The following is a 21,799-nucleotide window of genomic DNA, read 5'->3' as shown; positions in this document are numbered from 1 at the left end:
GCACCCCCTCCGTCATGTGCCGCATGGTTGCCGAGCCTCGGCTGCAGGCTGCTGCCTTCATCCTCGGCACTCGAGGCGGCGCCCCCTGAGGCGGCGCCCCCTGAGGCGGCGCCCCCTGAGGTGGCGGTCCCGGAAACGGCGGTACCCCAGGCGGCGCCCCCTGAGGTGGCGGCACGCGAGGCGGTGCCAGAGTCGGCGGTGTCAGAGACGGCGGCGTCCCAGGAGGTGCCCCTTGAGGTGGCGGCACGCGAGGCAGCGCCTCCTGAGGTGGCGGTCTCGGAAACGGCGGTACCCCAGGCGGCGCCCGCTGAGGCGGCGAACACCGGAGGCGGCGGTCTCAGAGACGGCGGCCCTCTAGGCGGCGCCCCCTCATGAGGTCGCGGGGTCCCGAGACGGTGCCCCCCGGGGTTGCCGGCGAGGTGGGCGGGCCAGGTGCGGCCGTTGGCGAGGAGGCCGCGCCGTAACGGCACACCTGTGGAGCGCCGGGGCCGTGCTGCCCTGCGGGTTCACTTCCGGGACGCCGTCCCTGTCCATGCCCCACCCCTGCCGACCCCTTGACCGATGGCTCACCCTCCCCGATGCTCGGTTGCGCATGGTGATGCGTGTATCGAATGGGGCAACCCACAAGTCCCTCGGAGGAGTGACCCATGACTCATGAGGTTCGTGCTGTCGTCGCCCGGGCGAAAGGTGCCCCGGTCTCCGTCGAGACGATCGTGGTGCCCGATCCGGGGCCCGGCGAGGCACTGGTGAAGGTCGAGGCGTGCGGCGTCTGTCACACCGATCTCCACTACCGGGAGGGCGGGATCGGCGACGACTTCCCCTTCCTGCTCGGGCACGAGGCGGCCGGCCGCGTCGAAGCCGTCGGCGAGGGCGTCACCGGCGTCGAGCCGGGCGACTTCGTCATCCTCAACTGGCGCGCGGTCTGCGGTAAGTGCCGGGCCTGCGCCAAGGGCAGGCCGTGGTACTGCTTCGCCACCCACAACGCGACCCAGCGGATGACGCTGCTCGACGGCACTCCGCTCACACCTGCCCTCGGCATCGGCGCGTTCGCGGAGAAGACCCTGGTCGCCGCGGGGCAGTGCACCAAGGTGGACCCAGCCGCCCCGGCGACCGCGGCGGGACTCCTCGGCTGCGGTGTCATGGCGGGCTTCGGCGCGGCCGTGAACACCGGCGCCGTCGGCCGTGGGGACTCCGTCGCCGTCATCGGCTGCGGCGGGGTCGGCATGGCCGCGGTCGTGGGGGCGCGGCTCGCCGGCGCGACCAAGGTCATCGCCGTCGACGTCGACCCGCGCAAGCTGGAGCGGGCCACGCGGATGGGCGCCACCCACACCGTCGACGGCTCCACGGCGGACGTCGTGGCGGCGGTGCGCGAACTGACCGGCGGCTTCGGCGCCGACGTGGTCGTGGAGGCGGTCGGCCGCCCCGAGACGTACGAACAGGCCTTCTACGCCCGCGATCTCGCCGGCACCGTCGTCCTGGTCGGTGTGCCGACCCCGGAGATGAAGCTGGAGCTGCCGCTGCTCGACGTCTTCGGGCGGGGCGGCGCGCTGAAGTCCAGCTGGTACGGCGACTGTCTGCCCTCCCGCGACTTCCCTGCCCTCATCGACCTCTACCTGGGCGGACGCTTCGACCTGGACGCCTTCGTCTCCGAGACCATCGACCTCGGGGACGTGGAGAAGGCGTTCGAGAAGATGCACCGCGGTGAGGTGCTGCGGTCCGTGGTGGTGCTGTGAGGGGCAGGCGTCATGCGTTTCTTATGACGCACTCTGTTGCGTGCAAGGCAACGTGGAACAAAGGGTGTGTCCGTCCTCTGGACGCCTTGACAAGGGTTTGTGGGCGCCCTCAGACTGACGTTGCGTTCAACGCAATCCGTTTCGCTATACGCACCGAGGTGTCATGATGATTCCCGCGTGCCGTCTCGTGGACCTTCCTCGAGGCGAGGCCTACCGGCTCGACATCGATCCGCCGGTCTCGGTGTTCCACACCGACGACGGCGAGGTCTTCGCCATCGACGACACCTGCACCCATCAGGACGCCTCGCTCGCCGACGGCTGGCTGGAGGGCTGCGAGGTCGAATGCCCGCTGCACGCCTCGAAGTTCGACCTGCGGACGGGTGCCGTCGACGCTCCGCCGGCCAAGCGCCCGGTCCGCACCCACGAGGTCCACGTCGAGGACGGCATGATCTACGTCCGGCTGTCCCTGGACGCCCCCAACCTGCCGCCCTGCGTCGCGGCCCGGCTCGCCGGCGGACCCGCGTGAGGACGGTCGCCGTGGTCGGCGCCTCGCTCGCCGGTCTGTCGGCGGCGCGCTCGCTGCGGAAACAGGGCTACGACGGGCGGCTCGTCGTCATCGGCGACGAACTGCACCGCCCCTACGACAGGCCCCCGTTGTCCAAGGAGTTCCTGGCCGGCTCCCTGGCCGAGGCCGATCTCGCGCTGGAGCCGGACGCCGAGGACCTGCGGGCACAGTGGCTGCTCGGTGTCCGCGCCGTCGGTCTCGACGGCCCCCGGCGCGCCGTACGGCTCGCCGACGGCAGCGAGGTACGGGCGGACGGCGTCGTCATAGCGACCGGCGCCGCCGCCCGGACCCTGCCCGGCACGGACGGCCTGGCCGGGGTGCACACCCTGCGCACCCTGGACGACGCCCGCGCCCTGCGCGACGAACTGAGCCTCGGGGGACGGCTGGTGGTGATCGGCGGCGGCTTCATCGGCGCCGAGGTCGCCTCCACCGCGTACGCCCTCGGGCTCGACGTGACCGTGGTCGAAGCGGCCCCGACCCCGCTGGCCGGACCGCTGGGCGAGACCATGGGCAAAGTCGTTTCCGCCCTCCACGCGGACCACGGGGTACGGCTGCTGTGCGGGGTGGGTGTCAAGGGACTGAGCGGCGAGAGCCGCGTCGAGGCCGTCCTGCTGGAGGACGGCCGCAGTGTCCCCGCCGACATCGTGGTGGTGGGGGTCGGTGCCCGCCCGTGCGTCGCATGGCTCGCGGGCTCGGGCATCGAGCTCGACGACGGCGTCAAGTGCGGCGCCGACGGCCGCACCAGCCTGGCCGGTGTGGTCGCGGTCGGTGACTGCGCCTCCTGGTACGACCCGCGCGCGGGCCTGCACCGCCGGGTCGAACACTGGACCGGCGCACGGGAGCGGCCCGACGCCGCCGTGACCGCACTGCTGGCGGGCGGCGCGGTGGAACCGAGCGCGCCGAGGCCGCCCTACTTCTGGTCGGACCAGTACGGCGTGAAGATCCAGTTCGCCGGTCACGCCGCCGGTGCCGACAGTGTGACGATCGAGGAAGGCGCCCGGGACGACCGCAACGTCCTGGCCGTCTACCGGCGTTCCGGTCATCCGGTCGCCGTGCTCGGGATGAATCAGCCGCGGCTGTTCATGCGCTGGCGCAAGCAGCTCGCCGCCGCGGCCTGACAGCACCGCCGCTGTCGCCCCGTTCAGAACGCCGTCCGCTCGTCCCGGCGTGCATCACCGGTCCACGACGTTCCCCGAGGAGTGCACTGTGACCTCGACCAGCCTGCCGGACAGTCTGATCGCCACCCTCCCCGGCGCCTCCTACACGGATCCCGGGATCTTCGCCCAGGAGCAGGAGCGCATCTTCGAAGCGATGTGGTTCTGCGCCGTCCGCGCCCTTGACCTGCCCAAACCCGGCGCCTTCAAGACAGTTGAGGTGGGCCGCGAGAGCATCCTCGTCACGCGGGCCCGGGACAACTCGATCCGCGCCTACTTCAATGTCTGCCGGCACCGGGGCGCCAAGCTGTGCACCGAGGAGTCCGGCGAGGTCAAGCGAGCCTTCCAATGCCCGTACCACGCCTGGACGTACGACCTGACGGGCAAGCTCGTCGCCGCGCCCAACCTGACGAAGATGCCGGACGTGGGCCGTACCGAGTACGGCCTCGCGAGCGTGGCGGTGCGCGAATGGCTGGGCTATGTGTGGGTGTGCCTCGCGGAGGACCCGCCGCCCTTCGACGAGGTCGTCCAGGACGTGATCGCGCGCCTGGGCGACGCCGAGTCGATCGAGCACTACGACATCGGAGGGCTGGAGGTCGGCCGGCGGATCGTCTATGACGTGAAGGCGAACTGGAAACTCATCGTCGAGAACTTCATGGAGTGCTACCACTGCGCGACGATCCACCCCGAACTCACCGAGGTGCTACCGGAGTTCGCCGACGGATACGCGGCCCAGTACTACGTGGGCCACGGCGCGGAGTTCGGTGAGGACGTCAGGGGCTTCACCGTCGACGGATCGGAGGGACTGGACCGCATTCCCGGAGTCTCCGAGGACCAGGACCGCCGCTACTACGCGATCACCGTGCGGCCGCAGGTGTTCATCAACCTCGTACCCGACCATGTGATCTTCCACCGGATGTACCCGGTCGCGGCCGACCGCACCATCGTCGAGTGCGACTGGCTGTATCTACCGCATGTAGTGGAGAGCGGCAAGGACGTCAGCAGGTCGGTGGAGCTCTTCGACCGGGTCAACCGACAGGACTTCGACGCGTGCGAGCGCACGCAGCCCGGGATGAGCTCACGGCTGTACGCCAAGGGTGGCGTCCTGGTGCCCAGCGAGCACCACATCGGCGAGTTCCACGACTGGGTCCAGGCCCGGCTGGGGGCTCAGCCCAGGTAACCCATGCGGTGGCTGATCTCCTCGGCGCCCTTGACCAGTACCGGAGCGAGCTCGTGGAGACGCTCCTCGGAGAGCCGGTACGCGGGTCCTGAGGCGCTGAGCGCCGCGATGACCGCTCCGTCCCGGTCGCGGACCGGCGCGGCCATGGCGTGCAGGCCGAGCTCCAACTCCTCCAGGGCCCAGGCGTAACCGCGCTCCCGGGCCTCGGCGAGGTTCTTCTCGAGCTTCGTCTTCGCGGTGATGGTGCGCGGGGTGACCTTCTTCAGGCCGGTCTCGGTCAACAGCGCGGCGCGCTCCTTGGCGGGCAGGTGGGCCAGCAGGATCTTGCCGCTCGACGTGGCGTGCAACGGGGTCAGTTGGCCGACCCAGTTCTGCGCGGTGACGGCACCCGGGCCGCGCACCTGGTAGAGGTTGACCGCGTAACGCTCCTGCATCACGGCGAGGTTCACGGTCTCGCCGATCTCCTCCGCCAGGTCCTCGCAGACCGGGCGGCTCTGCTGGGTGATGTCGATGCGTCCGGTGACCGCGCCGGCCAGGCGCACGATGCCGAAACCCAGACGGTACTTGCCGCGCTCACCCGCCTGTTCCACCAGGCCGCGCGCTTCCAGGGCGCCGAGGAGCCGGAACGCCGTGGACTTGTGAACGTCTATCTCGGCGGCCACCTCGCTGACGCCGGCCTCGCCGCGCTGGGCGAGGATCTCCATCACGTGAATGGCCCGGTCGACGGACTGCACCCCGCCGCTCGACGACCCTGTCGTTTCGTTATCCGGGTTGTAGTTGCTCACAACGCAACTATACGGGGAGTACGGAACGACTTGTTTACCCTCGGGACGCTGACCAGGACCTTTTGCCTGGTAGGGGGTGTGTACGTGTTGTGTGGTTGATCCGGGCGTTCCGTGATGGGCTCGAGGAACGAGGGCCCCCCTTTCTGCCGGAGGCAGGTGTCAGCGCGCACGCAGAACATCAAGTGCAGCCAGCGCCACATGCAGTTCGGTGCGCTGTTCGCCGGATTCGAGGTCGCAGTGGAGGATGCGCTCGATGGCGCGAAGGCGTTGGTAGACGGTTTCCCGGGAGAGGTCCCCGCGACGGGCGGCGGTGGTCTTGTTGCCGGCCGCGTCGAGGTAGTGGCGCAGGGTCGTCAGCAGGTCGGTGCCGTGCCGGGTGTCGTGGTCGACGAGACGGCCGAGGTGCCGCTCGGCGTAGTCCTGGACGCGGATGTCCTCGCGGAGTGCGTACAGCAGTCGGCGCAGGCCGATGTCGGACAGCTCGTGGAAGGACCTGCCGTCGGGCAGGGCAAGCCCGGGCAGGGCGGACTCGGCCACGCGTTCGGCCTCGCGGAAGGAACGGGGGGCGTCGTAGAGGTCCGCGACCTCGGCACCGATGCTCACGACCGCCTCGGGGTCCAGGCCGAGCGCGGCCCGGCTGAGCCGCTCCACCGTGGGCCGCCAGGACCGCGAGTGACGCAGTGCCAGCAGCACGCCCAGCCGCCCGGGGGCCAGCGCGCCGACGAGTGCGGGCATGCCCGCGGTCCGTAGTTCCTGGGACAGGAGGGACTCCGGCTCGGCGCTGTCGTCTGCCCTCCGTAGATCCACCAGCACTGCGACGAATCCGCCCTCGGCGGGCAGGCCCAGCGCGGCGACGCGGGCGCGGGCGTCCTCGGGGGAGTGGTGGCGCTGTTCGGCGAGGTCGCGCAGGGCGTTCCGGTGCGCGGCGCGTTCCCAGGTCGTGGCATGGATGAGACGGGCGATGGTCAGGGCCATCGCCGTCCGCTCCAGAACGGTGACGTCCTCGGGGGCGAAGGCCGGCGGCACCCCGGAGGTGTCCGGGAGCATGGTCACGCGGCCCCAGCGATCGCCCTGGTACTCCACGGGTGCCACGAGCCAGCCCTCGGGACCGCACACGTCTGTGCGTTCGCGGGACGGGACGGCTCTGGAGCGCTGTTCCCAGTCGGTGAGCGCCTCTTCGACCGTGCTGCCGGAGGCCTCGCAGATCAGCGCCTGGTGCACCAGGTTCTCGAGCACGACCGTGCGGCCGCTCATCTCCGCCGCCGCCCGCACCACGTCCTCGGGTCCCGCGCCCCGCAGCGTCAGGCCGGTGAATGCCTCGTGGATCCGCTGGGTCCGGCGCATCGCGTCCGTCTGGTTGCCGAGCAGGAGCGTGTGGACGACCTGGGTGACCTCCAGGAAGTTGACGTCCTTGGCGAGGGTGACGAGAGGCAGGTCACGGGCCCGGCAGGCCTGGACGAGCGCGTCCGGCGGGCGGTGGTAGCGGCGTACGAGCTCGAGGACCAGGGCCGCGGCTCCGACGTCGGTGAGTTCGTCCACGTACCGGCGTACTGCGCTCGGATCCTCGGGCAGGGGCATACCGGTGGTCAGGACCAGTTCGCCGCCCTTGAGGAAGGACGCCGGGTCCGTCAGTTCGGTGATGTGGACCCAGCGCACGGGTCGGTCGAGCCGGGTCACGCCGGTCACGACCTGCGGCTGCCCCATGGCCAGGACGGGCAGGGCCAGAACGTCGGCCACGGTGAGCGGCCGGCCGGCCGTGGCGGAGCCGAGGTCCTCCGCGTCCGGCGGCCAGAAGGCGACGCCGTTCTCGCCCATAGTGCCTCCCTCCCTGCCCGGACACTGTGACAAGCCGGGCTGACCTGCGCAAGAGCCGTCCCGTGCGGGGCATCGAACCCCCGGTGGCGGGCCGCTGCCCGAGCGGCCTGACACAACGTCCGAACTCCGCGTCCGGGCTGGACAGATCAGGCGTTGTCGCCGCTCCGGCGCCCCGGGATGCTCGGCCTAGGGGAGCAGACCCACGCAGCCCACCACCCACGGCTCGGAGACGACCATGACCGCACTGTCGCCGCACCTTCGCCAGGCCACGCCCGTCGTGGCGGCCCGGGGCGAGGGCGTCCACCTCTACGGCGAGGACGGCCGCCGCTACCTCGACTTCACCGCCGGGATCGGCGTCACCAGCACCGGACACTGCCACCCGAAGGTCGTGGCGGCGGCACAGGAGCAGGTGAGCACGCTGATCCACGGCCAGTACACGACGGTCATGCACCGGCCGCTGCGGCAGCTGGTCGACAAGCTCGGCGAGGTGCTGCCGACCGGTCTGGACAGTCTGTTCTTCACGAACTCCGGCAGCGAGGCCGTGGAGGCGGCGCTGCGGCTGGCCCGGCAGGCCACCGGCCGCCCGAACATCCTGGTCTGCCACGGCGGTTTCCACGGCCGGACCGTGGCCGCCGCCGCGATGACCACCTCCGGCACCCGCTTCCGGTCCGGCTTCTCCCCGCTGATGAGCGGGGTGGTCGTCACTCCCTTCCCGTCGGCCTACCGCTACGGCTGGGACGAGGAGACCGCCACCCGTTTCGCGCTCCAGGAGCTGGACTACACGCTGCAGACGATCTCGTCGCCCGCAGACACGGCGGCGATCATCGTGGAGCCGGTGCTCGGCGAGGGCGGGTACGTCCCCGCGACCCGCGCTTTCCTGGAGGGCCTGCGGGAGCGGGCGGACCGGCACGGGTTCCTGCTGATCCTGGACGAGGTGCAGACCGGCGTCGGTCGCACCGGCCGCTTCTGGGGACACGACCACTTCGGCGTCACCCCGGACATCCTCGTCACCGCCAAGGGCCTGGCCAGCGGCTTCCCGCTGTCCGGCATCGCGGCCTCCGAGGAGCTGATGGCGAAGGCGTGGCCGGGCTCGCAGGGCGGCACGTACGGCGCCAACGCGGTGGCGTGCGCGGCGGCCTGCGCCACGCTCGACGTCGTACGGGACGAGAAGCTCGTCGAGAACGCCGAGGCGATGGGAGCACGGCTGCGGCAGGGCCTGGAGGCGGTCGCCGACCGGACACCGGCCATCGGGGACGTACGCGGCCTCGGGCTGATGCTGGCCAGCGAGTTCGTCACCGGGGACGGCAGCCCGGACCCCGAGACCGCCGCCCGCGTACAGCGCGCCGCAGTCGACGAGGGCCTGCTGCTGTTGCTGTGCGGTGCCTGGAACCAGGTCGTGCGGATGATCCCGGCGCTCGTGATCGACGAGGCGGCGGTGGACGAAGGACTTCAGGCCTGGGCGAGTGCCGTGGAGGCCGGTACATCGGGAGCGGCGGACCGATGACCGACCCTCTCGCGTCCCTCGTCGGTCGACTCGCCACGACCGCTCCCGGACTGCGGGCGGAGACCGGCCAGGGTAGCGCGACGTGCCCGAGCTCCTCGGGACGGAGGCCGCCCGCCGGGTCGCCGACCGCGTTCATCCCTTCACGGGCGCCCTGACCGACCTGGCCACCGCCGACTGGACGCCCCGCGAGCTCCCGGACGACATCGTCCTGGACCCACTGCCACGCGTACGCGACCGTCAAGGGCCGCCGCCCGGCGGACCTGCTGCGCCGACTGGGCGTGGACAAGGCCGGCGAGGCCGAGGGCTGCTGCGGCCTCGCCGGGAACTTCGGCTTCGGGGCGCGGCACTACGGCACCTCGATGGCCGTCGCCGACCTGACGCCGAAGCCTCGCCTCGACGCCATCGGCGAGGCCCGGCGGGCCGATTTTCGTGGCCGACGGCTTCAGCTGCGCCACCCAGATCGACCATCTCGCCGGTGACCGGGGCATCCGCGCTCTGCATCTGGCGGAACTGCTCGACCCCGCCGCCGATCAAGCCGCTCGATCAGGAGAGACCTCATGACCGACACACCCACGCAGCTGTTCATCGGCGGAGCCTGGCTGGACGCCGCGGACGGCGCCACCATGCCCGTCGACGACCCCGCGACCGGCGAGATCCTCTGCCACATCGCGGACGCCGGTCCCAAGGACGCCCGGCTCGCGGAGGAAGCGGCCGTTCAGGCGCAGGAGGAGTGGGCTCGTACGGCACCTCGGGCCCGCAGTGAGATCCTGCGCCGCGCCTACGAGATCATCCTCGACCGCACGGACGAGCTCGCTCACCTGATGACGGCCGAGATGGGCAAGCCGCTGGCCGAGGCCAGGGGAGAGGTGGCGTACGCGGCGGAGTTCTTCCGCTGGTTCTCGGAGGAGGCCGTCCGTATCGACGGCGGTGCCGGCGTCCTGCCGGACGGCCGCAACCGCATGCTGCTCTCCCGCCGCCCGGTCGGCCCCTGTCTGCTGATCACTCCGTGGAACTTCCCCCTGGCCATGGGCACCCGCAAGATCGGCCCGGCGATCGCCGCCGGTTGCACGATGGTGCTCAAGCCCGCCCCGCAGACCCCGCTCTCCAGCCTGGCCCTCGCCGCGATCCTCCAGGAGGCCGGGCTGCCGGACGGCGTGCTGAACGTCGTCACCACCTCCCGTGCGGGGGAGATCTGCGAACCGCTCCTGCGCGGCGGGCGGATTCGTAAACTCTCCTTCACCGGCTCCACCGCCGTCGGGCAGCTGCTGCTGGCGCAGAGCGCGCAGGCGGTCGTACGGACCTCGATGGAGCTCGGCGGCAACGCGCCGTTCATCGTCTTCGAGGACGCCGACCTGGACAAGGCCGTCGACGGCGCGATGGTCGCCAAGATGCGCAACATGGGCGAGGCGTGCACCGCCGCCAACCGTTTCTTCGTGCACCACTCGGTGGCGGAGGAGTTCGGGCGGCGTCTGGCCGAGCGCATGGGCGTGCTCGTCGTGGGCCCCGGCACGCGGGACGGTGTCGATGTCGGACCGCTGATCGACAGGACAGGGCGGGGCAAGGTGGAGGCTCTGGTCGCCGACGCGGTGGAGCGCGGTGCCCGGGTCCTCGTCGGTGGCCGTACGCCGGAGGGGCCGGGCTGCTTCTACCCGCCGACCGTGCTCACGGACGTGTCCCCCGAGAGCCGCCTCATGGACACGGAGATCTTCGGTCCCGTCGCCGCGATCCTCACGTTCGACGACGAGGACGAGGTGATCCGGCGCGCCAACGACACCCCCTGGGGCCTGGTCGGCTACGTCTTCACCGAGGGCCTGGACCGCGCCCTGCGCGTCAGCGAGCGCCTGGAGGTCGGCATGGTCGGCCTCAACACCGGCCTCGTCTCCAACCCGGCCGCGCCCTTCGGTGGGGTCAAGCAGTCCGGGCTGGGCCGTGAGGGCGGCCGGGTCGGGATCGACGAGTTCCTGGAGTACCAGTACCTCGCGATGCCGGTGCGCTGACGGCGGTCGGTGAGCCGGATTCTGACCGGGTGGCCACATGGCCAGTCCGAGCGTCACCGCGGTGGCCACGGGGACGGCGGTGAGGATGAAGGGGCCATCGCGTTCCGGGTTACGGGGTCGGCGTAGCCCCCACCGGTGGCGGCGACCTCGGCCGACCGCCCTCGAGCCGAGCCTTGGGCGCACCCGCGGCCGGCTCCACGAGCGATGACCCGTCAATCAAGCTGCGGTGTGGTCCCGGCCGGGCGAGGCGTCGGCACCGGATGCCCGCTCATGATCGACACGCGGTTGAACGCGCCGATGGTGATCGCCACCCAGATAGCGGCGCAGATCTGGTCCTCGCTGAGAATCTCGCGGGCGGACTCGTAGGCGGAGGCCTGTGCGCGCGTGTTCGCCGGGTCGGTCGTCGCCTCGGCGAGCCCGAGCGCCGCACGCTCCACGGGAGTGAACACCTCGGTGTCCTGCCAGGCCGCCAGAACCCCCAGCCGCTGCGGCGACTCACCGGCGCGCAGGGCCTTCCCGGTGTGCAGGTCGAGGCAGTAGGCGCAGCGGCTCAGCCGGGACACGCGGATGTTGATCAGCTCCACCGTGGTGCGTTCAAGCCCTGCCGCGGCGGCCGTCGCGCTCACCGCCTCGGAGGTCTGCACCAGGGCGCGGAACGACTTGGGGCTCTGCTTGTCAGATGTGCGCTGTAGCCATCGGCCTGCTCCTGGTGGCATGATAGTTGACGTGGCAACCAGAATGTGTGAGAGGTGGTCCCGGTGAGCGCCGTGGACAGCGGAGTCGATGTGCTGTCGGCGCGGGACGTGCCGCTGGGCGGGCCGCGCGCGCTGCACGTGCGCCGGACGCTGCCCCAGCGGGCGCGAACCCTGATCGGGGCCTGGTGCTTCGCCGATCACTACGGTCCCGTCGACGCCACCGGGACGGGCATGGACGTGCCCCCGCATCCGCACACCGGCCTGCAGACCGTGAGCTGGCTGTTCAGCGGAGAGATCGAGCACCGCGACTCCCTGGGCACCCACGCGCTCGTCCGGCCCGGCGAGATGAACCTCATGACCGGCGGGTACGGCATCGCCCACTCGGAGGTCTCCACGCCGAACACCACCGTCATCCATGGTGTCCAGCTGTGGGTGGCGCTGCCCGAGGAGCACCGCGACACCGCGCGCGACTTCCAGCACCATGTGCCTGAGCCGGTGCGGATCGACGGCGCCGAGATCAAAGTCTTCCTGGGCTCACTCGCCGGCAGTACCTCCCCGGTGCGGACCTTCACCCCCCTGCTCGGCGCCGAGATCATCCTCGACCCGGGTGCGTCGGTCACGCTCGCCGTGGACAGTGCCTTCGAGCACGGCCTCCTCGTCGACAGCGGGGACGTCCGCCTGCTCGGCACAGCGCTGCGCCCGGCCGAACTCGGCTACGTCCCCTGTGGCACCGACACCGTGACGGTGGTGAACGACTCGGACGTTCCCGCGCGCACGATCCTGCTCGGGGGGCCTCCCTTCGAGGAGGAGATCGTCATGTGGTGGAACTTCATCGGCCGCACCCACGAGGACATCGTCAAGGCGCGGGAGGACTGGCAGGCAGGCTCCGACCGCTTCGGAGAGGTCGACGGCTGTCCCGGAAGCCGCCTGCCCGCCCCGGCCCTGCCCAATGCCGTCATCACGCCGCGCGGCAATCCCGCGCGCCGCTGAGCGATGTCCGAAAGGAATCCGATGAACCAGTCCACCGGCATCCGGAGTGTCCAGCGCGTGGATGCCCGTCACCGGTACGAGATTCTGGTCGACGGCCGACGCGCCGGTCTGGCGGCCTACCGCGACCGCGGTGCTCAGCGGGTCTTCTTCCACACGGAGGTCGACGACGCCTTCGCGGGTCAGGGCCTGGGTGCCGAGCTGGTCCAGGCGGCACTCGCCGATGTGCGGGAGTCGGGGAAGCGGGTGGTGCCGGTCTGCCCGTATGTGGCCAAGTTCCTCAAGCGCCATGGGGAGTTCGCCGACATCACCGACCCGGTGACGCCGGACGTCCTGGGATGGCTGGAGGAGGAGCTCGGCTGAGCAGAGGGGAATCGGGCACGACCGTCTCCCGTATGGCCTGAGAGCGTACGCCGCCTGATCGTCGATCGCCTCACCCCGGAGGAGCGGAATAGCCCGGTGCGGGGGTGTGTTGCAGCGTGCAGTTGATGCATCAACCACCAGGAAGGGTGAGGGCGATGCAGTTCGGCATCTTCACCGTCGGTGACGTGGCCACCGACCCGCACACAGGTCGTACGCCGACCGAGCACGAGCGGATCAAGGCGATGACCGCGATCGCGCGGAAGGCCGAGGAGGTCGGACTCGACGTGTTCGCGACCGGTGAGCACCACAACCGGCCGTTCGTCCCCTCGTCGCCGACGACCCTGCTCGGCTACATCGCCGCGCGCACCGAGCGGATCATCCTGTCGACGTCCACCACGCTGATCACCACCAACGACCCGGTGAAGATCGCCGAGGACTACGCGATGCTCCAGCACCTGGCCGACGGGCGCGTCGACCTGATGATGGGCCGCGGCAACACCGGCCCGGTCTATCCGTGGTTCGGCAAGGACATCCGCGACGGCATCGGCCTGGCCGTCGAGAACTACGCGTTGCTGCGCAGGCTGTGGCGCGAGGACGTCGTCGACTGGGAGGGGAAGTTCCGCACGCCGTTGCAGGGCTTCACCTCCACGCCGCGGCCGCTGGACGGGGTCCCGCCTTTCGTCTGGCACGGCTCCATCCGGTCCCCGGAGATAGCCGAGCAGGCCGCGTACTACGGCGACGGCTTCTTCCACAACAACATCTTCTGGCCGAAGGAGCACACCGGGAAGCTGATCGACCTCTACCGGCAGCGGTACGCGCACTACGGCCACGGCACGCCCGAGCAGGCCGTCGTCGGTCTCGGCGGCCAGGTCTACATGCGGCGCAACTCCCAGGACGCCATACGCGAGTTCCGCCCGCTCTTCGACCACTCGCCGGTGATGGGCGGCGGCGTCTCGATGGAGGAGTACATGGAGCAGACCCCGCTGACCGTCGGCACTCCCGAGCAGGTCATCGAGAAGACGCTCTCCTTCCGCGAGTACGCCGGTGACTACCAGCGCCAGCTGTTCGTGGTGGACGGCGGCGGCATCCCGCTGAAGACGGCACTGGAGCAGATCGACCTGCTCGGCGAGGAGGTCGTACCGGTGCTGCGCAAGGAGTTCGCGGCGGTGCGGCCGGCCGGAGTGCCCGACGCCCCCACCCACGCCTCCCTGCTCGCCGCCCGCGACGCCGAGAGCACGCAGACCGCCGAGCACACGGACTGAGTCCGTACGAAAGGATCTGGCCGACGGTCTCGCCGCCCGCATCGGCGCCGGGCTTGGCCGAGCTCACCGAACCCGTCGAGACCATCGGCCGTTCGCACCACAGCCGGCCGCACTCCGGTCCGCGTGAGGACGCGTCCGGGAGAGGAAGGAATCATGACCGACAACATCAACGCCTACGCGGCCACCGACGGGGTGGCGCCCGACCGCTGGGCCAGCGCGCTGCACCTCTTCGACAACGGCGTCGGCGTGCCGCACGAGGAGACCACCGTCGAGCGCTGGGAGCGTGCTGGGCTGCTGTTCGAGGCGCGGGACTACAGCGGTGCCGCGAAGCTCCTCGCCGTCGTCGTCGAGGAGGCGCCGGAACAGACCGGTCCCCGGCTGTTGCTGGCCCGCGCCTACTACCACTCCGCACAACTGAAGCGCGCCGAGGAGCAGTTGCGCCTGATCGTCGAACGCGATCCGGTGGAGCACTACGCCCACCTGATGCTGGGGCGCACCCTGCAGCGTCAGGGACGCCAGGACGAGGCGGAGCCCTGGCTGCGGATGGCGGGCGCGTTCGCGGGCGAGTTCCCGGACGACGAGTGAGCGGTGCGCCCGTCTGGTGAGGCGGTGGTTTTCGTGACGGGGACGCGGAGGCGTCCCTGCTCGATGAGGGCCAGGAGTTCGCGAAGGACGTGGGTGCCCAGCGGGCTGCCGGTGTCGATCTGGATGCCGGTGCCCGCGCCGTCGGACGCCGCGATGGTCAGGACCCGCTCCGGACCTCCCGCGAGCTCGATCGAGTCCGGGATCTCGCCGCGGCCGCAGATGTCGAGCGCCGCGTCGACCCGGTCCGGGGCAACGGCCCGCACCCGTTCGGCCGGTCCCGCCCCGTGGATCACCGGTACGGCGCCGAGTTCGCGCTCACTGGCAGTCCCGATCATCCCCGCGCCGGGGGCGAGGGCCGGCTCGACCGCGAAGCGGCATGGATCAGCAGCGTCTCGCCCTCGGAGGCCTTGAGCCGGTCGAGCGCGGCCCAGACGGTGTCGCTTGCCATGGCGACACCTCTCGTCACGGTCCAGGGGGCGCGGGCGGGTTCGACCGCCGGCTTGGCCGGGTCGGCGAGGGCGAGCTGGGCGAAGGGCGGCGTGAGCGAAGGACGGCGTGAGCGAGATACCGGACACCTCGTCCCCGAACGATGCGGCCGCCGGCCTGGCCGACGCCCCCTATGTGTCGTGGAAGTTGCGTGGCACGCAACCTGGTGCGTATGACGCTACCCGTACTACCATGCCGCGCGTATCTACGGCGCGAGCGAGACGAGGCACCATGGCTCCTCAGCAGTACGACTTCGTCATCGTCGGCGGTGGATCGGCCGGCAGCGCACTGGCCAACCGGCTCTCCGCCGACCCGGGCAACCGGGTGCTGGTCCTGGAGGCCGGCCGGCCCGACTACCCGTGGGACGTTTTCATCCACATGCCCGCGGCGCTGACCTACCCGATCGGCAGCCGCTTCTACGACTGGAAGTACGAGTCCGAACCCGAGCCGCACATGGGCGGCCGGCGCGTCTACCATGCCCGCGGCAAGGTGCTGGGCGGCTCCAGCAGCATCAACGGCATGATCTTCCAGCGCGGGAACCCCATGGACTACGAGCGCTGGGCCGCCGATCCCGGCATGGAGGCCTGGGACTACGCGCACTGTCTGCCGTACTTCAAGCGCATGGAGAACTGTCTCGCGGCCGACCCCGACGACGAGTTCCGCGGCCACGACGGCCCGCTCGTCCTGGAACGCGGCCCGGCCACCAATCCGCTCTTCACCGCCTTCCAGAAGGCCACCGAGGAGGCCGGATACGCGCCCACGGACGACGTCAACGGCTACCGGCAGGAGGGCTTCGCCAAGTTCGACCGCAACGTCCACCGCGGGCGCCGCCTGTCGGCCTCGAAGGCGTATCTGAAGCCCGCCCGCAAACGCCCCAACCTCACGGTCACGACCCGCGCCCTCGTCACCCGCGTCCTGTTCGAGGGCAAGCGGGCGGTCGGCGTCGAGTACCGGCGCGGCAAGGGCGCGCCGCAGCAGGTGCGCGCCAAGGAGGTCATCCTCTGCGGTGGCGCGATCAACTCCCCGCAGCTGCTCCAGCTGTCCGGCGTGGGCAACGCCGGGGAACTGAGCGCGCTCGGCATCGACGTCGTCCACGACCTGCCGGGTGTCGGCGAGAACATGCAGGACCACCTGGAGGTGTACATCCAGTACGCCTGCAAGCAGCCCGTCTCCATGCAGCCGTACCTCGCGAAATGGCGCGCCCCCTTCATCGGCCTGCAGTGGCTCTTCCGCAAGGGCCCCGCCGCGACCAACCACTTCGAGGCCGGTGGCTTCGCCCGCAGCAACGAGGACGTGGACTACCCCAACCTGATGTTCCACTTCCTGCCCATCGCGGTCCGCTACGACGGCTCCGTGCCCGCCGGCGGGCACGGTTACCAGGTGCACGTGGGGCCCATGTACTCCGACGCCCTCGGCTCGGTGAAGATCAGGAGCAGGAACCCGGACGAACACCCGGCGCTGCGCTTCAACTATCTGTCCACCGAGCAGGACCGCCGCGAGTGGGTCGAGGCGATCCGTGTCGCGCGCAGGCTGCTCAACCAGCCCGCTCTCGCCCCCTACAACGGCGGGGAGATCTCGCCCGGACCGTCCGTCGAGACCGACGAGGAGATCCTCGCCTGGGTCGCCAAGGACGGCGAGACGGCCCTGCACCCCTCCTGCACCTGCAAGATGGGCACCGACGAGATGGCCGTCGTGGACCCTGCCAGCATGCGCGTGCACGGAGTCGAGGGGCTGCGTGTCGTCGACGCGTCGGTGATGCCTTATGTCACCAACGGAAACATCTACGCGCCGGTGATGATGATCGCGGAGAAGGCGGCCGACCTCATCCTCGGCAAGGAGCCGCTCGCGCCCTCCAAGGCCGCGTACTACCGGTACCGGGACACCCGGACGCAGGCGGGGTAACGCAGTTTTTTCACGGGGCCGCTTGCATCGGAAACCCGCCTCATCGGCCCGCGACCAGGTTCCCCGCGCGGCCGCCCGATTGTCGAAACCGTCATCCCCCAACCCCTTGACGTGGGTTCATGCATTCTCCAGAGTGTTCCACCACAAGCAATGCGGTGCGCGATGCGCAACGAGAATCGCTCGAAGGGCTCCCGAGGTGGCAGACCTGTATGTGGACGGGAAGTGGCGGGAGCCGGTGGCCGGAGGCCGTCGGGAGATCCGATGTCCCGCCGACGGCACGCTTTCCGCGACCGTGTCCGAAGGGACCCGCCCCGACACCGAGGCGGCCGTCGCCGCCGCCCGCCGGGCCTTCGACGAAGGGCCCTGGCCGCGCACCCCCGAGCGTGAGCGGGGTGCCCTGCTGCTGCGCACCGCCGACCTGCTCGAGCGTGACGCCAAGGAGTTCGCCCGCGCCGAATCGCTGGACACCGGCAAGCGGCTGGTGGAGAGCGAGTACGACATCGCCGACGTCGTCTCCTGTCTTCGCTACTACGGCGGGCTGGGCGGAACCGACGCCGGCCGCGTGATCGACACCGGACGGGACGACGCCGTCAGCCGCGTGGTCTACGAGCCGATCGGTGTGTGCGGTCTGATCACACCGTGGAACTACCCACTTCTGCAAGTGAGTTGGAAAGTCGCTCCGGCCCTTCTCGCTGGTAACACGATCGTCCTCAAGCCCAGTGAGCTCACCCCTTCCACCGCGATCCTGCTGATGAAGGCGCTGGAGGAGGCCGGACTGCCCGCCGGTGCGGCCAACCTCGTCCTCGGTACCGGGCCCGAGGTGGGAGCGCCGCTCTCCGAAGATCCCCGTGTCGACATGGTCTCCTTCACCGGGGGCGTGGAGACCGGTAAACGGATCATGGCCACGGCCGCCGCGAGCGTGAAGAAGGTCGCGCTGGAACTCGGCGGCAAGAACCCCAACGTCGTCTTCGCCGACGCCGACTTCGAGACGGCCCTGGACTTCGCGCTCACGGCCGTCTTCCTGCATTCGGGACAGGTCTGCTCGGCCGGGGCCCGGCTGATCGTCGAGGACTCGCTGCACGACCGTTTCGTCGACGAGGTGGTCCGACGGGCCCGGCAGATCCGCCTAGGCGGGCCCTTCGACCCCGAGGCCGAGACCGGGGCGCTGATCTCGGCGCAGCACCTGGAGAAGGTCGAGGCGTACGTCGCCGCCGGGCTCGCCGAAGGTGCCGTCCTGCGCTGCGGCGGCGAGCGCCCCGACGACCCCGCCCTCGCGAACGGCCACTACTACCCGCCCACCGTGCTCGACGAGTGCCAGCAGGACATGCGGGTGGTGCACGAGGAGTCCTTCGGGCCGGTGCTCACCGTGGAACGCTTCCGCGATGAGGACGACGCCGTACGCATCGCCAACGACACGGAGTACGGACTCGCCGGTGCCGTCTGGACGCAGGACGCCGGGAAGGCCCAGCGGGTCGCCCGCCGGCTGCGGCACGGCACCGTGTGGATCAACGACTACCACCCCTATGTGCCCCAGGCCGAGTGGGGTGGCTTCGGGCACTCCGGTGTGGGCCGGGAACTGGGACCGACCGGCCTCGACGAGTACCGCGAACCCAAGCACATCTGGCAGAACATCCAACCCCGGCCGCAGCACTGGTTCCGCGGCTGAACGCCGAGAAGAGGTCGACCATGACCCCCACCAAGACCGAGGTGCCGCCGAGGCGCGGCACCACCGAGGACGCGGCCCCGACACCGGTCATATCCGTGCGCGGGCTGTGGAAGGTGTTCGGGCCGAAGGCGGACCAGGTACCGGGCTCCGAGGAGCTGTGCGGGCTCAGCCGCCGCGAGCTCATGGACCGCACGGGCTGCACCGCCGCCGTGCGCGACGTGCACTTCGACGTCGCGCCCGGCGAGGTCTTCGTCGTCATGGGACTGTCCGGCTCCGGCAAGTCCACCCTGGTGCGCTGTCTGACCCGGCTGATCGAGCCCACCGCCGGTGAGATCGTCTTCGAGGGCGAGGACATCCGGGACGCCGACGAGCGGCGGCTGCGTGAACTGCGGCGCAGCAAGTTCTCCATGGTCTTCCAGCACTTCGGTCTGCTGCCCCACCGCCGCGTCGTCGACAACGTGGCGTTCGGCCTTGAGATCCGCGGCATGGGCCGGGCCGAGCGCACCAGGCGGGCGCTGGAGGTGGTCGAACTCGTGGGCCTGTCGGGGTACGAGAACTCCTATCCCGACCAGCTCTCCGGCGGTATGCAGCAACGCGTGGGCCTGGCACGGGCGTTGGCCGGGGATCCGGACGTCCTCCTCTTCGACGAGCCGTTCTCGGCGCTCGACCCGCTGATCCGCCGTGACATGCAGAGCGAGGTCATCCGGCTGCACCACGAGGTCGGCAAGACGATGGTGTTCATCACCCACGACCTCTCCGAGGCGCTGAAGCTCGGCGACCGGATCCTCATCATGCGCGACGGCAAGACGGTCCAGTGCGGCACCGGCGACGAACTCGTGGGCGCCCCCGCCGACGACTACGTACGCGACTTCGTGAAGGACGTGGCCCGCGGCGATGTGCTGACCCTGCGCTGGATCATGCGCCCGGCGACACCCGAAGACCCCCTGGACGGACCCGAGTTGGGTCCCGACGTCGTGGTGAAGGAGGCCACCCGGGCGGTGCTCGCGGCCGACAGGCCCGTCAAGGTCGTCGAGAACGGCAAGCTGATCGGCATCGTCGGCGACGAGGAGATCCTCGCGGTGGTCGCCGGGCAGGAAGGCGACGCGTGATGACCGTCGTCATGGAGAAACCCGGGAATCCGGGGCAGACCAAGCAGGCCGAACCGCCTCCGCCCGTAGCCCCCGTACGCAGGATCAGCCGGTCCATGGTGGTCGCCGTGATCCTGGTCGTCTGGCTCGTCCTCTTCGCCGTACTGCGCGGAAAGCAGACCCTGTCGCTGGCCGCGGCCGACCTCACCGATCTGCACCGCTGGCTCAACGACGTCAACGACTCCATCGGCGCCAACCGCAACTCCAACCCGCTCTTCCTGTACGGCTTCAACGAGATCAGGCTGGTCATCGACAACCTGGTGACCTTCGTACAGGACCTGATCTCCCAGCCGTCCGGTGACCGCCCGCTCCCGCAGATCGGCTGGCTCGGAGTCGTCGGCCTCGCCGGCTATGTCTCCTGGGCGGTGGCCAACTGGCGGGTCGCGCTGCTGGCCGTGGCCGGCTTCACCTTCCTCGGGCTCCAGGGCCTGTGGCAGGAGAGCATGGACACCCTGTCCCTGACCCTCTCCGCGGTCCTGGTCGCGCTGCTGTTCGCCCTCCCGCTGGGCGTGTGGGCGGGCCTGTCGCAACGGGCCAACCGGATCGTCACCCCGTTCCTCGACTTCATGCAGACGATGCCGACCCTCGTCTACCTGGCGCCGCTGACCCTGTTCTTCCTGATCGGCGGGGCCTCCGCCACCATCGCCACCGTCATCTACGCGGCACCGCCGGCCATCCGCATCTCCGCGCACGCCATCCGTTCCGTGCCCGCGACGACGGTCGAGGCCGCCGCCTCCATGGGGGCCACCCGCAGACAGTCCTTGCTGAAGGTCCTGCTGCCGATGTCCAAGCGGACCGTGGTGATGGGCATCAACCAGACCGTCATGGCCGCCCTGGCCATGGTGGCCATCGCGGCCCTGATCGACGCTCCCGGGCTCGGCAAGACCGTCGTGCAGGCCCTCCAGTCCCTCGACGTCGGTACGGCCTTCAACGCGGGCCTCGCCATCGTCGTCATGGCGATCGTCCTGGACAGGGTCACCACCGCGGCGAGCGGACGCGCGGAGGCGGCCCGGCGCTCCAGCCGCCCCTTCCTCAAGTGGCGGCGGCCCCTGCTCGCTGCCGGGGGCGTGGTGGCGGTCGTACTCGTGTATCTGTCGCACACCTACGTGTGGGCGGCCGAGTTCCCCGGCGACGGCAGCACCGGCAGCAACATCGCCAAAGCGGCCGACAACGTGACCACCTGGGCGCAGGACAACCTGTCGGGGCTGACCAACGGTTTCCGCGACGCCATCACCAACGGCCTGCTCAACCCCTTCCAGACGCTGCTGACCGACTCCCCGTGGTGGCTCGTCGGCGCCGCCCTGATCGGGATCGCGGTGGTGCTGGGCGGCTGGCGCGCCGGCATCACCACCGCCGTGTGCGTGGGACTCCTGGTCGCCACCGGAGTGTGGTCGGACGGTATGACGACGCTGGCCTCGACCGTCGTGGCGACCGTGCTGGTCATGGTGCTCGGCGTCGTCTTCGGGGTGTGGATGGGACGCAGCGCGCTGGCGGACCGGCTGGTGCGGCCCACCCTCGACGCGGCCCAGGTCATGCCGCCGTTCGTCTATCTCGTGCCGTTCCTCGCCCTGTTCGGCGCCACCCGGTTCACGGCGATCGTCGCCGCGATCGTCTACGCGGCACCGGTCGCCATCAAGATCATCGCCGACGGGGTGCGGACCGTGCCCGCGGCCACGGTCGAGGCGGCGACCTCCACCGGGTGCAACACCTGGCAGATCATCACCAAGGTCCAGCTCCCGATGGCCCGCAGCGCCCTGACGCTCGCGACCAACCAGGGCCTGATCTACGTGCTGTCGATGGTCGTCGTCGGCGGCCTGGTCGGCGCCGGGGCCCTCGGCTACGACGTGGTGGCCGGCTTCTCGCAGGGACAGCTGTACGGCAAGGGCCTGGCGGCCGGGCTCGCCATCGTGCTGCTCGGCGTCATGTTCGACCGGATCACTCAAGCAGCGGCTCGCCGCACCAGTAATTGAGG

General features: G+C 70.5%; 19 protein-coding genes. 15 read left to right on the top strand and 4 right to left on the bottom strand.

Features of this window, described 5'->3' with window-relative positions:
* Window positions 1–647 precede the first annotated feature (647 nt).
* From QF027_RS07560 to QF027_RS07545, 4 genes are all read left to right on the top strand, one after another.
* Window positions 648–1,733 carry an S-(hydroxymethyl)mycothiol dehydrogenase gene (locus QF027_RS07560; protein ID WP_307073588.1) on the top strand — a complete coding sequence of 362 codons (1,086 nt, stop codon included), beginning with the start codon at window positions 648–650 and terminating at the stop codon, window positions 1,731–1,733.
* Window positions 1,734–1,896: 163 nt separating this feature from the next.
* The gene (locus tag QF027_RS07555; protein WP_037710117.1) at window positions 1,897–2,259 is read left to right on the top strand and encodes a bifunctional 3-phenylpropionate/cinnamic acid dioxygenase ferredoxin subunit; all 363 of its coding nucleotides are present in this window, start codon (window positions 1,897–1,899) and stop codon (window positions 2,257–2,259) included.
* The gene (locus QF027_RS07550; RefSeq protein WP_307073586.1) at window positions 2,256–3,416 is read left to right on the top strand and encodes an NAD(P)/FAD-dependent oxidoreductase; all 1,161 of its coding nucleotides are present in this window, start codon (window positions 2,256–2,258) and stop codon (window positions 3,414–3,416) included. The genes QF027_RS07555 and QF027_RS07550 overlap by 4 nt, the downstream gene beginning before the upstream one ends.
* Before the next feature lie 88 nt (window positions 3,417–3,504).
* Window positions 3,505–4,632, top strand: coding sequence for an aromatic ring-hydroxylating oxygenase subunit alpha (locus tag QF027_RS07545; protein ID WP_306984933.1), 1,128 nt, complete (start codon window positions 3,505–3,507; stop codon window positions 4,630–4,632).
* Here QF027_RS07545 and QF027_RS07540 read toward each other — a convergent pair.
* Window positions 4,620–5,366 (bottom strand): IclR family transcriptional regulator, encoded by a 747-nt coding sequence (locus tag QF027_RS07540; protein ID WP_306986781.1) that lies wholly within the window; start codon window positions 5,364–5,366, stop codon window positions 4,620–4,622. The genes QF027_RS07545 and QF027_RS07540 overlap by 13 nt on opposite strands.
* Before the next feature lie 210 nt (window positions 5,367–5,576).
* Window positions 5,577–7,232 (bottom strand): PucR family transcriptional regulator, encoded by a 1,656-nt coding sequence (locus QF027_RS07535; RefSeq protein WP_307073585.1) that lies wholly within the window; start codon window positions 7,230–7,232, stop codon window positions 5,577–5,579.
* Between the two features lie 235 nt (window positions 7,233–7,467).
* Between QF027_RS07535 and QF027_RS07530 the strand changes: the two genes are divergently transcribed.
* The 3 genes from QF027_RS07530 (at window position 7,468) to QF027_RS07520 (ending at window position 10,733) form a co-directional block, all read left to right on the top strand.
* Complete coding sequence (locus tag QF027_RS07530; protein WP_307073583.1) at window positions 7,468–8,736, top strand: aspartate aminotransferase family protein; 1,269 nt, start codon at window positions 7,468–7,470, stop codon at window positions 8,734–8,736.
* Between the two features lie 278 nt (window positions 8,737–9,014).
* The gene (locus tag QF027_RS07525) at window positions 9,015–9,215 is read left to right on the top strand and encodes a hypothetical protein (RefSeq protein ID WP_306984939.1); all 201 of its coding nucleotides are present in this window, start codon (window positions 9,015–9,017) and stop codon (window positions 9,213–9,215) included.
* A gap of 78 nt (window positions 9,216–9,293) precedes the next feature.
* Complete coding sequence (locus QF027_RS07520; protein ID WP_306984941.1) at window positions 9,294–10,733, top strand: NAD-dependent succinate-semialdehyde dehydrogenase; 1,440 nt, start codon at window positions 9,294–9,296, stop codon at window positions 10,731–10,733.
* Window positions 10,734–10,945: 212 nt separating this feature from the next.
* On the opposite strand, the gene QF027_RS07515 is transcribed toward QF027_RS07520, so the two are convergent.
* The gene (locus QF027_RS07515; RefSeq protein WP_307073579.1) at window positions 10,946–11,449 is read right to left on the bottom strand and encodes a carboxymuconolactone decarboxylase family protein; all 504 of its coding nucleotides are present in this window, start codon (window positions 11,447–11,449) and stop codon (window positions 10,946–10,948) included.
* A gap of 42 nt (window positions 11,450–11,491) precedes the next feature.
* Between QF027_RS07515 and QF027_RS07510 the strand changes: the two genes are divergently transcribed.
* From QF027_RS07510 to QF027_RS07495, 4 genes are all read left to right on the top strand, one after another.
* Window positions 11,492–12,418 carry a pirin family protein gene (locus QF027_RS07510; protein ID WP_306984945.1) on the top strand — a complete coding sequence of 309 codons (927 nt, stop codon included), beginning with the start codon at window positions 11,492–11,494 and terminating at the stop codon, window positions 12,416–12,418.
* 21 nt (window positions 12,419–12,439) lie between these two features.
* Window positions 12,440–12,778, top strand: a complete 339-nt coding sequence (locus QF027_RS07505; RefSeq protein ID WP_307073578.1) for a GNAT family N-acetyltransferase — start codon at window positions 12,440–12,442, stop codon at window positions 12,776–12,778.
* A 155-nt stretch (window positions 12,779–12,933) separates the two neighbouring features.
* On the top strand, window positions 12,934–14,040 hold the full coding sequence (locus QF027_RS07500) for an LLM class flavin-dependent oxidoreductase (protein WP_306984949.1): 1,107 nt from the start codon (window positions 12,934–12,936) through the stop codon (window positions 14,038–14,040).
* Between the two features lie 153 nt (window positions 14,041–14,193).
* A complete protein-coding gene (locus tag QF027_RS07495) occupies window positions 14,194–14,625 on the top strand; it encodes a tetratricopeptide repeat protein (protein WP_306984951.1) in 432 nt (143 codons plus the stop codon).
* Here QF027_RS07495 and QF027_RS07490 read toward each other — a convergent pair.
* Window positions 14,547–14,960, bottom strand: a complete 414-nt coding sequence (locus QF027_RS07490; protein WP_307073576.1) for a hypothetical protein — start codon at window positions 14,958–14,960, stop codon at window positions 14,547–14,549. The genes QF027_RS07495 and QF027_RS07490 overlap by 79 nt on opposite strands.
* A gap of 382 nt (window positions 14,961–15,342) precedes the next feature.
* Here QF027_RS07490 and betA point away from each other — a divergent pair, with 382 nt between their 5' ends.
* From betA to QF027_RS07470, 4 genes are all read left to right on the top strand, one after another.
* The gene (betA, locus tag QF027_RS07485) at window positions 15,343–17,013 is read left to right on the top strand and encodes a choline dehydrogenase (RefSeq protein WP_307073574.1); all 1,671 of its coding nucleotides are present in this window, start codon (window positions 15,343–15,345) and stop codon (window positions 17,011–17,013) included.
* 196 nt (window positions 17,014–17,209) lie between these two features.
* The gene (locus QF027_RS07480; RefSeq protein WP_307073572.1) at window positions 17,210–18,679 is read left to right on the top strand and encodes an aldehyde dehydrogenase family protein; all 1,470 of its coding nucleotides are present in this window, start codon (window positions 17,210–17,212) and stop codon (window positions 18,677–18,679) included.
* Window positions 18,680–18,699: 20 nt separating this feature from the next.
* Window positions 18,700–19,788: a quaternary amine ABC transporter ATP-binding protein gene (locus tag QF027_RS07475; RefSeq protein ID WP_306984958.1), complete on the top strand. Its 1,089-nt coding sequence runs from the start codon at window positions 18,700–18,702 to the stop codon at window positions 19,786–19,788.
* Window positions 19,788–21,797 carry an ABC transporter permease gene (locus tag QF027_RS07470; protein WP_307073570.1) on the top strand — a complete coding sequence of 670 codons (2,010 nt, stop codon included), beginning with the start codon at window positions 19,788–19,790 and terminating at the stop codon, window positions 21,795–21,797. Before QF027_RS07475 ends, QF027_RS07470 begins: the two co-directional genes overlap by 1 nt.
* Window positions 21,798–21,799: the final 2 nt, after the last annotated feature.

The organism is Streptomyces canus, assembly GCF_030816965.1.
GTDB classification, from domain to species: Bacteria; Actinomycetota; Actinomycetes; order Streptomycetales; family Streptomycetaceae; genus Streptomyces; species Streptomyces canus_E.
Note: the sequence above shows the minus strand (reverse complement) of the source record. Positions and strands in the feature narration are given on the sequence as shown.

Bases quoted from the DNA above. Each gene is read 5' to 3' on its own strand.
- QF027_RS07560 (WP_307073588.1), top strand. From the start codon at position 648: ATGACTCATGAGGTTCGTGCTGTCGTCGCCCGGGCGAAAGGTGCCCCG.
- QF027_RS07555 (WP_037710117.1), top strand. From the start codon at position 1,897: ATGATGATTCCCGCGTGCCGTCTCGTGGACCTTCCTCGAGGCGAGGCC.
- QF027_RS07535 (WP_307073585.1), bottom strand. From the start codon at position 7,232: ATGGGCGAGAACGGCGTCGCCTTCTGGCCGCCGGACGCGGAGGACCTC.
- QF027_RS07530 (WP_307073583.1), top strand. From the start codon at position 7,468: ATGACCGCACTGTCGCCGCACCTTCGCCAGGCCACGCCCGTCGTGGCG.
- QF027_RS07520 (WP_306984941.1), top strand. From the start codon at position 9,294: ATGACCGACACACCCACGCAGCTGTTCATCGGCGGAGCCTGGCTGGAC.
- QF027_RS07515 (WP_307073579.1), bottom strand. From the start codon at position 11,449: ATGCCACCAGGAGCAGGCCGATGGCTACAGCGCACATCTGACAAGCAG.
- QF027_RS07505 (WP_307073578.1), top strand. From the start codon at position 12,440: ATGAACCAGTCCACCGGCATCCGGAGTGTCCAGCGCGTGGATGCCCGT.
- QF027_RS07500 (WP_306984949.1), top strand. From the start codon at position 12,934: ATGCAGTTCGGCATCTTCACCGTCGGTGACGTGGCCACCGACCCGCAC.
- QF027_RS07495 (WP_306984951.1), top strand. From the start codon at position 14,194: ATGACCGACAACATCAACGCCTACGCGGCCACCGACGGGGTGGCGCCC.
- QF027_RS07490 (WP_307073576.1), bottom strand. From the start codon at position 14,960: ATGATCGGGACTGCCAGTGAGCGCGAACTCGGCGCCGTACCGGTGATC.
- betA (WP_307073574.1), top strand. From the start codon at position 15,343: ATGGCTCCTCAGCAGTACGACTTCGTCATCGTCGGCGGTGGATCGGCC.
- QF027_RS07475 (WP_306984958.1), top strand. From the start codon at position 18,700: ATGACCCCCACCAAGACCGAGGTGCCGCCGAGGCGCGGCACCACCGAG.
- QF027_RS07470 (WP_307073570.1), top strand. From the start codon at position 19,788: ATGACCGTCGTCATGGAGAAACCCGGGAATCCGGGGCAGACCAAGCAG.